The following is a 9,212-nucleotide window of genomic DNA, read 5'->3' as shown; positions in this document are numbered from 1 at the left end:
TCCTTGAGGCCCCGTTTCGCCGTCCGATCAGGGCCGTAAATGTCCGTTCGCGGACTAGGCTGATGGTATGAACGTGGAAGAGACGGACCTCCCCGGCCTCGGCAGGCGCAAGGACTTCATGACAGCCTCCGGTCGGAGGATCGGCGTAGTGGAGCTGCGCGAGGGCCAGACAGAACTGTTCGTTTCCACGTGGGATGATCCCGACACTTGCCAGGCCTCCATTCCGCTGACCGGCGACGAAGCTGCCACCCTCGGCAACCTGCTGGGCGGCCAGCATCTGGCCATGAAGCTGACGGAGGCCCACCGCGAGGTTCCTGGCATCGTGACGAGGCAGTTCTCCATCGCCCCGGACTCACCGTTCCAAAACCAGCCCATGGGCAAGGCATGCATCCGCACCCGGTGCGGTGTTTCGATCGTGGCGATCATGCGTGAAGGTGAGGTGGTTCCCTCACCAGGGCCCGACGTCGTCCTTCACTCAGGCGATCTTCTGGTCGCTGTCGGTACGCAAGAAGGCCTTGATTCAGCGGCCGATATCCTCCGCAACGGCTGACCGTCATGGACCGCCTGGCCCTGACTCTCATCGAACTGGGTGCGGTCGTGTTCTCCCTCGGCCTGCTGGCGAGGCTGGCCGGCCGGATCGGCATGTCTCCCATCCCGCTTTATCTGGTGGGTGGCCTGTGCTTCGGCGCGGGCGGCCTCGTGGAACTGAGCGGGATGAAGGAGTTCGCGCACCTCTCCGGTGAAATCGGCGTCATCCTGCTGCTGCTTATGCTCGGTCTGGAATATACGGCCGCCGAACTGGTCACCGGGCTGCGGAGATCCTGGCAGGGCGGCGTCTTGGACCTGGTGCTCAATTTCGCCCCCGGGGCCGCCCTCGCCGCGATGCTCGGGTGGGGCCTGGTCGGTGCCATGGTGATGGGCGGGGTCACTTACATCTCCTCGTCCGGCATAGCGGCCAAGGTCATCACGGACCTTGGCCGTATCGGTAACAGGGAAACGCCGGTAGTGCTCTCGATCCTGGTGTTCGAAGACCTGGCCATGGCCGTTTACCTCCCGATCCTCACTGCCACACTTGCCGGCGTCAGCTTTCTGGGGGGCCTGCAGACCGTGGGCATTTCACTGGCCGTGGTCACTGTGGTGCTGGTGGTGGCGCTGCGGCATGGTCATCACGTCTCCAAGGCGGTGCACAGCGAAAACTCCGAAGTCTTCCTGCTCAATCTGCTCGGCGCGGCGCTCCTGGTGGCCGGCGTGGCCGCGGCCCTGCAGGTGTCAGCCGCGGTGGGCGCGTTCATGCTCGGGATTGCCATCTCCGGCGCCACGGCCCACAGCGCCACCAGGATCCTCGAGCCCCTGCGGGACCTGTTCGCCGCCATCTTCTTCGTGGCCTTCGGGCTCAATACGGATCCTATGTCCATCCCGCCAGTCCTCGGATGGGCGCTCGTCCTCGCCGTCGTCACCGCCGCGACGAAGATGCTCACCGGGGTGTGGGCCGCCAAGCGGGCAGGCATTGCACGGCCGGGCCGGTTCCGCGCGGGAGCCGCACTGATTGCCCGCGGCGAGTTCTCGATTGTCATTGCAGGCCTCGCGGTCACGTCAGGCGTGGTCCAGGCCGAGCTGGCCGCCCTCGCCACGGCCTATGTCCTGCTCATGGCGATCTTCGGCCCCTTGGCCGCGCGCTACGTCGAGCCGCTGGTCAAGAAGTTCTCCCGCCCTGCAAGGACCGAGACGGTCCGCGCCTGACACCGTCGCTCCGGCGTGTCATCGATGCGCGAGATCTCGGCACTTACCCGGATTCGAAGCGCGGAGATCTCACGTCTCGTTCCGCCACCCGGCCCTGACAAGGGCGTCCAGGACGCGGTGGGCGCACCCGTCGTAGCCATGGGCCTTCACCTGTCCCGCGGTTACGGTGACGGAGGTCCAGCCGATCGCGTCGATGGACTCGTCGCGCCGGATATCCGATTCACGCTGGCGGAGCTCCAGGTGGTGCCGGCCGTCGTAGTTCACCGCCACCTTGAAGCCGGGAAAGGCCATGTCCGGCCAGGCCAGTTCCCATCCCGTCTCATCCATGACCACATGGCTCAGCACGGGTTCGGGGAGGCCGAGCCTGCCGAAGGCCAGCCGGAGCCTGGTCTCGGGCGCAGAGTCGGCGCCAACCCGTGCCAGCTCAAGCGCTGCCTTCGCCTTTCGGATACCCCGGGCGCCTCTGTTAGTCTCCACCTGGTTCCGCAAATCGGCCAAGGAACACAGGGCCAGCCGGTTGCGGCCGAAGCTCCGCGACTGGCTGCAGATGAAGAAGTCCGCGGCGACCACCAAATCTTCCGGCTCGAGTACCGAAGCCAGGTCGAACCAGGTCCTGGCCGGAGTGGTGAGGGGAACGCCGTCGAGCACGGTCAGGTCAGAGCCCCGCAGGTCGAGGCGGTGGCCGGCTACCCCCTTCCGGACGGGTCGCGTCCCGCCGTCCACCCGTGCCAGGTGCACCCGGAACTCATTCTGGACAAACCACGGCAGCGGGCATCGCCAGAGCAGACCGGCTGTTCCGAAGCAGCACACAGTGGAAGGACACATTCCGGCAAGCAGCCGGCAGGTATGCGCCAGGTCCTGTCCCGCGCCCCACGGCACCCGCACCCCGCGGCTTGCCACGCGGAGGTCGCTGCGCCATGCGCGATGTGGTGGCACCCCCTCGGCGAGCTGCTCGACTAGGGTGAAGGACCTGCCCGCGAGAGCGTCGGGTAACGGTTGCGGCTTCCTCATGGGCCATTGTGGGCACATTCGCGGAGGCCGATTCGGGTTATCCACAGTGGGGAGGGGTAGTGCCGCCGCGGAGCGCTCATCGATGCGTGAGGTCTCGGCGGTTACGTGGAGTCAAAGCGCCGAGACCTCACGCGTCGGCGTGAGCCCGGGCGCCAAACCAGAGCGCTAAATGTCCGTGCGGTGGAAGTTCAGGTGGCTGCGGCTCGCGGTGGGTCCGCGCTGGCCCTGGTAGCGGTTGCCGTACTCGCCGGAGCCGTAGGGGTGCTCGGCAGCAGAGGTCAGGCGGAAGAAGCAGAGCTGGCCGATCTTCATTCCCGGCCAGAGCTTGATGGGCAGCGTGGCCATGTTGGACAGCTCCAGCGTGACGTGGCCGGAGAATCCGGGATCGATAAAGCCGGCGGTGGAGTGCGTCAGCAGGCCCAGCCGGCCAAGGGACGACTTGCCCTCGAGACGCGCGGCGATGTCGTCCGGCAGTGTGACGGTTTCGTAGGTGGAGCCCAGCACAAACTCACCGGGGTGCAGGATGAACGGCTCGCCCTCCTCCACCTCCACCAGGCGGGTCAGCTCGGGCTGCTCTTCCGCGGGATCGATGTGGGCGTACTTGTGGTTGTCGAACAGCCGGAAAAAGCGGTCAATCCGGACATCCACGGAGGACGGCTGCACCATCCCGGAGTCGTACGGGTCCAGCACGATCCGTTCGGAATCAATTTCGGCACGAATGTCGCGGTCAGAGATCAGCACACCTTCAAAAATAGCATTGCTGGCGCCCGCGCCTCCCATTAGTGTTGCGAGAACAATCCGGCCGACGGTCTCACGTCACACGGCCAAAATAGAGCTGGGGATATTTTGAAGAAGATTGCGGCCCAGGCCGTTGTTGCGATCATGTGCGCCCTCGCACTGTCGGCTCCGGCGGCGAGCGGCGTTCCGGCGCCGGAGCCCGGCCGTCAGGCTGTTGCCCACCAGGTCGTGACGGCGCAACCCACCCCGGGCGGCACCACTTCCTCTTCGGCCGACGACGGCGGGCCGGCCTCCGCGGCCCCCTCACCCGGGCAGCCGCCCGCCACAGCCGTGGAAGCGGCGCCAGCGCCGCCAGCCCCCTCCGCACTGCCTTCATCGACCGCCTCGGTCCCGGCGGCGTCATCACCTGCCGTGGCCTCGCAACGAACGACGGCCACGGCGCAGGTGACGACCCAGCAGATGACCACCGCGCAGCCGGCCGTCGGACCCCCGGACCCTGCGGCTTCAGGGTCAACCGCCGCCGGCCCGCCTGAACCGGCGTCCATCCCGCCGCTCTCAGCCCCTGCCGGTGCATTCGCGTCCGCGCCGCCGCCGACGCTGGGAGGATCGGCCCAGACAAAGTCGGCCGCGTCCGTTGCCCCGGGAACCCTCACCCCCGAGGCCCTGGTGCCCGACAGCAACGCAGCCCAGGTCGCCGCTGTCTTCAACGCGATCAACACCTACCGGGCATCCCTGGGGCTCGCTGCCGTGAAGTACCACGCGACGGTGGCAGGCTTGGCGCAGGAGTGGTCCGACAGCGTCGCCTCCCGCGAAGTCATCGAGCACCGGGCGAACTTCTGGACGGACGCACGGGCCCTCAGCCCGAACAACGGCGCGGGCGAGGTCATTGCCGTCCGCTGGGACCGCGATGCCGCGCAGCTCGTCGAGTGGTGGAAAGGCTCCCCGGCCCACAACGCCATCCTGACCGATCCGCGTTTCAACGTGGTGGGCATTGGCATCACGTTCACCGACGGAAACTGGCAAACCACCCCGAACCGCTACACCATGTGGGGCGTGGTGAACTTCTTCGGCTATTCAGCCCTCCCCGCCGGGACCACCGCGAGCCCGGGCGGCACCACCGCTCTTCCCGCCGAACCCGCCAGCGTCTGCGATCCCCTGGTCAAACACATGCCGCCCACCCTTGATCTGGCCACGGCATCCATCCGCAGCGCTGGGGACCTCGTCTCAGTGGACGCGACAGGCCAACTCGTCAACCGTTCCTCGTTGGGGTCGGGGCTGTTTGGCCCGGCGGAACCCATCGGCACGGGTTTCGCGGCAGCCAAGACGGTGTTCGTCACGGACTGGGAGCGCGACGGCGTTTTCGACGTGGTGAGCCAGTGGAACGACGGCCGGCTTACGCTGCACTCGGGTGTGCTCACGGGCGGATTCCTGCCGCCCGTGACGCTGGGCCAGTCCGGCTGGGCGGGCCTCACACTGGCGGTCGGCGGCTGGTGCTCAACCAACAGGCTGCCCCAACTCCTGGCCCTCGACGCCGCGGCCAACCTCTGGCTGTATCCCAACCAGGGCAGCGGCGACCTCGTCCAGCGCACCCTGATCGCCTCCGGCGTCTCCGCGACGCGGCTAGCCATGGCCGATTACGACGGCGACGGGTTCCAGGATCTGCTGGCCCGCCAAGGTGACGGCACCGTATCCCTCTACCGGGGTTCCGGCCGCCTGTCACCGGTAGCCGAGGCGCGGGGCGTCGTGGCGGGCGGCTGGGGTGACGTGTTGGCCATCCGTGCGCTGCGTGGCGTCACCGGACCCTATTCCACCGGCCTGGCCATCCAGCGGGCCGGCGACGCCGTACAGTACTGGGATCTCAGCGGCGGGGCGCTTGCGACGCCCTCAGCTGTTCCCGGAAACTGGGCAGGCCACCGGCTGGCGCAGTAGCCCGCGGCGCAGTAGCCCAGCGGAACCGGAGCGCCGGCAGCGGGGTCTCAGACCGCCGTCGGACGCTCTTCCAGTACTGCCGGGAGCCGTCCAATCTGCGCTACATCTTCCTGCAATCTCCGCTGGACCGCGGTGCGGGTGAAGGTCCGGAGTCCCTTGAGCGGGGCTTCGAGCGCAAAGCGCACCCGTGTTCCGCTGCCCTCGGTGCTGAGGTAGAAGCCGCCGCGCGACAGGGACGGGCCGGCCACCACCTGGAACTGGATTTCAGCACCCGGCCGGGCCTGCGTGATTTCGTAATCCCCCGCAACCGGGTGCCCGCGCAGGCCCATCAGCGTCACCTGATATCTGGCCCCCGGCGCCCCGGCAGGACCGGAGCTCAGGCTGATGCTGCGAATAGTCGGCTGCCAGCGGGGAAGGTTCAGTCCGTTCAGGAGAAAGGAGTAGACGGTGATGGCATCGCGCTGAACGAAAACCTCGTGTTCCGCAAATGCCATGGGATCCTTTCGACGTCGGCCCTGTCCGTGTAGCCCGTTCCCCCGTTCTGCAGCTAACGGACATCAGGATAGCCACCGGCGCCCGGGGCCCAGCGAAAGAGGACCGGGCCTTTACCGAAGAGTTACGGGGAGACGGGACGGAACTGCGTCGGCGGCGCTCCGGCGAGGACACGGAGAGCCTGTGGGCAGAGCGGCACCGCAACTGCGCTAAGCTAGGTTCTGCGCCGGCGGAATCCGGTGCGCTGCGGCTGTAGCTCAATGGTAGAGCGCTAGCTTCCCAAGCTCGATACGCGGGTTCGATTCCCGTCAGCCGCTCCATTTCTCCCCAGTCCCCGCCGGCACGTTTCACGGCCGCCCGGGCCGTTCCCTTTCAAGGGCGCGTTTGGCAGTTACCTGTATGGTCAGAAGTCAGGAACTTCTTCGGTTCCGCTACAGGAGCAATCATGGCTGACAAATCCCCCCGTCAAGCAGCATCCAAGAAATCCGGCAAATCCATCAAGGAAAAGCGCGCCGACAAGAGGGCCACCTCAGCGCCGGCCAGCTCGCTGGACAAGACTTCAGCCAAACCGATGCCGGCAAAGAAGAAGTGACGGGTTCGCCGAACCATCTCACCCTGGGCGTGGTTGCCTCGTCGCGCAAACCCGACGAGCGCCGCCTGCCCCTGCACCCGCTCCACCTCGAGCGGATTGCGCCGGAGCTGCGCCAGCGGTTGATCCTGGAGCGTGGCTACGGCGAACGCTTTGGCTTGTCCGATGCCCAGCTCGGCCCGCTGGTGGGGCGCCTGGCCAGCCGGGAAGAGCTTGTGGCGAAAGCCGACGTCGTGCTGCTGCCGAAACCGCAGCCCCAGGACCTCGCCGAACTCCGCGACGGCCAAACCCTCTGGGGCTGGCCGCACTGCGTCCAGGACCGGGCCATCACACAGCTGGCCATCGACAAGAAGCTCACCCTCATCGCCTTCGAGGCCATGAACCACTGGGCCAGCGACGGCGGCTTCGGCCTCCACGTTTTCCACAAGAACAACGAGCTGGCCGGCTACTGCTCGGTGATCCACGCCCTGGCGCTCACCGGGTCGACGGGAGACTACGGACGGCGGCTCAGCGCCGTCGTCATCGGTTTCGGTGCCACCGCGCGCGGGGCGGTAACTGCCCTGAACGCGCATGGCATCCACGACGTCCAGGTGCTCACCAACCGCGGCGTCGCTGCTGTGGGCTCCCCCATCCACTCGGTGCGGATCACGCAGTTCGACCACGACGACAAGGCGCCGTTCCTCAGCCAGGTCATCACCGAGCGTGGCCGCGTCCCCCTGGCGCCGTTCCTGGCCGAGAGCGACATCGTAGTCAACTGCACGCTGCAGGACCCGAACAATCCGCTCACCTATCTGCAAGCGGACGACCTCGGGGCGTTCCGTCCCGGCAGCCTGATCGTGGATGTTTCCTGCGACGAGGGCATGGGTTTCAGCTGGGCCAAGACCACCAGCTTTGCCGAACCGATGTTCACCGTGGGCGACCACATCGATTACTACGCGGTGGACCACAGCCCGTCCTACCTGTGGAACTCCTCAAGCTGGGAAATTAGCGAGGCACTCCTGCCGTTCCTGGAAACCGTGATGTCCGGGCCGGCTGCCTGGCAGGAGAACGAAACCATCAGCCGCGCCATCGAAATCCGCGACGGCGAGGTCATCAACAAGGACGTACTGGAGTTCCAGCGGCGCGCGGCGGACTACCCGCACGCGCCGATTCCGGAAAGCTAGCACTGCCGGCCAACCGGCGCTGCCGGCCAATTGGGGCCGCCGGCCAACCGGCGCTGCCGGCCAATTGGGGCCGCCGGAAGGCCAGCCGCTAGGCGGCGGCCCGCTGCACCACCCGCAGCAGGCGCCGCCGGTCCCGGAAGTCCACCTTGAGCTTCAGCTCGCCCCGGCGGGCAAGCACGACGGCGACCGTCGCCGATGCGAGCACCGGCACCCCTCCTGCCACCAGCAGGGCGGCGTGCGGACCAAAGTGTTCGGCGATGCTTCCGATCATGGGTCCACCGATGGCCTGTCCGCCGATCAGAACCATGATGTACAGGCTCATTACCCTGCCACGGATCGCCATGTTGGAGCTGGTCTGGACCAGCTGGTTGGACGCCGTGAGGAACATCAGACACCAGAATCCGGACAGCACCATGGCCGCGCCGAACCATGCCAGCGACGGCGTGAAGGCTGACAGGCACAGCATGAGGCCGTACATTCCGGCGCCCAGGACCACTGACCGCAGCCGGAGCTGGCGCCGTCTGGTGGAGGCGATTGCCCCTGCCAGCGCACCCAAAGCGACCAGGGCGTTCAGCATGCCGTAGCCGCCGGCACCGATGCCATAGACATGGTCCGCGAACGCGGCCAGCAGCACGGGCAGGCTCATGGCGAACACGGCAATGAATCCTGCCATCAGCCACGGCCAGTAGATGGTGGGTTTGCTGAGCGCATACCGCAGCCCTTCGCGGAGCATGCCCTTGCGCTTCGGTGCGGGGGCGCTGATGAACAGCTCGTCCTTGCGCAGGAGAAGGAGCATGGTCACCGTGGAACAGCACGCAACGGCATTGGCGGCGAAGGCCCACCCGGCGCCGACCGCGGTGAGGAGCACGCCCGCGACTGCGGGCCCTATCAGTCCACCCAGCTGGAAGGTTGTGGAGTTCACGCTGATGGCATTCCGCAGGTACCGGGGGCCCACGAGTTCATGGACGAACACCTGCCGGGCCGGCTGGTCCAGCACTGTGACCAGGCCCAGCACGAACGCTATGACATACACATGCCACACTTCTATGGCTCCGCTGAGGGCCAGCCCGGCGAGAGCGGCCGCCAAGACCGCCGCCATTGACTGGCAGCTGATCAGGATCCTGCGTTTCGCGAACCGGTCCGCAATCATGCCGCCCCAGGGTCCCAGCACCAGGGACGGCGTGAACTGCAGCGCCACGGTGAAGCCGACGGCGGTGACGGAACCGGAGAGCTGAAGCACCAGCCAGTCTTGGGCGATCCGCTGCATCCACAGGGCAATGACTGCCACAAAGTGTCCGATCGCGAAGATCCGGAAGTTGGGAACGCGGAGGGAGATGAACGTGTGACGCCATGGGAGGCGCTCGCTGACGACGGCGACGGGCTGGGTGACGGTGGCCGTTGACGGCGGTGGGGGTGTCACAGGAAGTCCTCAGGAGAGCGGGCTGACGGGGGTGCCTCTAACGCTAGAGTTGGAGCTGATGATTATGGAAGACTATTGGGCTTATAAGTAGCATTGCTGAACGTAATGCATGCCCCGACAGACCCCACCC

9 protein-coding genes and 1 tRNA gene are annotated in these 9,212 nt (G+C 66.8%); 6 read left to right on the top strand and 4 right to left on the bottom strand.

Annotation, left to right across the window (positions count from 1 at the left end):
- Positions 1–67: 67 nt before the first annotated feature.
- On the top strand, positions 68–550 hold the full coding sequence (locus tag LQ144_RS22275) for a cation:proton antiporter regulatory subunit (RefSeq protein ID WP_230121429.1): 483 nt from the start codon (positions 68–70) through the stop codon (positions 548–550).
- Between the two features lie 5 nt (positions 551–555).
- Positions 556–1,740, top strand: a complete 1,185-nt coding sequence (locus tag LQ144_RS22270) for a cation:proton antiporter (protein ID WP_230121428.1) — start codon at positions 556–558, stop codon at positions 1,738–1,740.
- Between the two features lie 69 nt (positions 1,741–1,809).
- On the opposite strand, the gene LQ144_RS22265 is transcribed toward LQ144_RS22270, so the two are convergent.
- Both LQ144_RS22265 and dcd read right to left on the bottom strand, forming a co-directional pair.
- Positions 1,810–2,751, bottom strand: a complete 942-nt coding sequence (locus LQ144_RS22265) for a hypothetical protein (protein WP_230121427.1) — start codon at positions 2,749–2,751, stop codon at positions 1,810–1,812.
- A gap of 165 nt (positions 2,752–2,916) precedes the next feature.
- A complete protein-coding gene (gene dcd / locus LQ144_RS22260; protein WP_230121426.1) occupies positions 2,917–3,492 on the bottom strand; it encodes a dCTP deaminase in 576 nt (191 codons plus the stop codon).
- Positions 3,493–3,597: 105 nt separating this feature from the next.
- Here dcd and LQ144_RS22255 point away from each other — a divergent pair, with 105 nt between their 5' ends.
- Complete coding sequence (locus LQ144_RS22255) at positions 3,598–5,418, top strand: CAP domain-containing protein (RefSeq protein WP_230121425.1); 1,821 nt, start codon at positions 3,598–3,600, stop codon at positions 5,416–5,418.
- Between the two features lie 47 nt (positions 5,419–5,465).
- Here LQ144_RS22255 and LQ144_RS22250 read toward each other — a convergent pair whose 3' ends face one another.
- Positions 5,466–5,912 (bottom strand): SRPBCC family protein, encoded by a 447-nt coding sequence (locus LQ144_RS22250; protein WP_230121424.1) that lies wholly within the window; start codon positions 5,910–5,912, stop codon positions 5,466–5,468.
- 244 nt (positions 5,913–6,156) lie between these two features.
- On the opposite strand from LQ144_RS22250, the gene LQ144_RS22245 reads away from it, so the two are divergent.
- The 3 genes from LQ144_RS22245 (at position 6,157) to LQ144_RS22235 (ending at position 7,662) form a co-directional block, all read left to right on the top strand.
- A tRNA-Gly gene (locus LQ144_RS22245) sits at positions 6,157–6,230 on the top strand.
- Positions 6,231–6,355: 125 nt separating this feature from the next.
- Positions 6,356–6,502 (top strand): hypothetical protein, encoded by a 147-nt coding sequence (locus LQ144_RS22240; RefSeq protein WP_230121423.1) that lies wholly within the window; start codon positions 6,356–6,358, stop codon positions 6,500–6,502.
- Positions 6,499–7,662 carry a N(5)-(carboxyethyl)ornithine synthase gene (locus LQ144_RS22235; protein ID WP_230121422.1) on the top strand — a complete coding sequence of 388 codons (1,164 nt, stop codon included), beginning with the start codon at positions 6,499–6,501 and terminating at the stop codon, positions 7,660–7,662. The genes LQ144_RS22240 and LQ144_RS22235 overlap by 4 nt, the downstream gene beginning before the upstream one ends.
- An 88-nt stretch (positions 7,663–7,750) precedes the next feature.
- Here the strand turns inward: LQ144_RS22235 and LQ144_RS22230 are convergent, their stop codons facing one another.
- A complete protein-coding gene (locus tag LQ144_RS22230) occupies positions 7,751–9,082 on the bottom strand; it encodes an MFS transporter (protein WP_230121421.1) in 1,332 nt (443 codons plus the stop codon).
- Positions 9,083–9,212 lie beyond the last annotated feature (130 nt).

This window comes from Arthrobacter sp. Bi83 (genome assembly GCF_918698095.1).
Taxonomy (GTDB): domain Bacteria; phylum Actinomycetota; class Actinomycetes; order Actinomycetales; family Micrococcaceae; genus Arthrobacter.
Note: the sequence above shows the minus strand (reverse complement) of the source record. Positions and strands in the feature narration are given on the sequence as shown.

Bases quoted from the DNA above. Each gene is read 5' to 3' on its own strand.
- LQ144_RS22275 (WP_230121429.1), top strand. From the start codon at position 68: ATGAACGTGGAAGAGACGGACCTCCCCGGCCTCGGCAGGCGCAAGGAC.
- LQ144_RS22270 (WP_230121428.1), top strand. From the start codon at position 556: ATGGACCGCCTGGCCCTGACTCTCATCGAACTGGGTGCGGTCGTGTTC.
- LQ144_RS22265 (WP_230121427.1), bottom strand. From the start codon at position 2,751: ATGAGGAAGCCGCAACCGTTACCCGACGCTCTCGCGGGCAGGTCCTTC.
- LQ144_RS22250 (WP_230121424.1), bottom strand. From the start codon at position 5,912: ATGGCATTTGCGGAACACGAGGTTTTCGTTCAGCGCGATGCCATCACC.
- LQ144_RS22240 (WP_230121423.1), top strand. From the start codon at position 6,356: ATGGCTGACAAATCCCCCCGTCAAGCAGCATCCAAGAAATCCGGCAAA.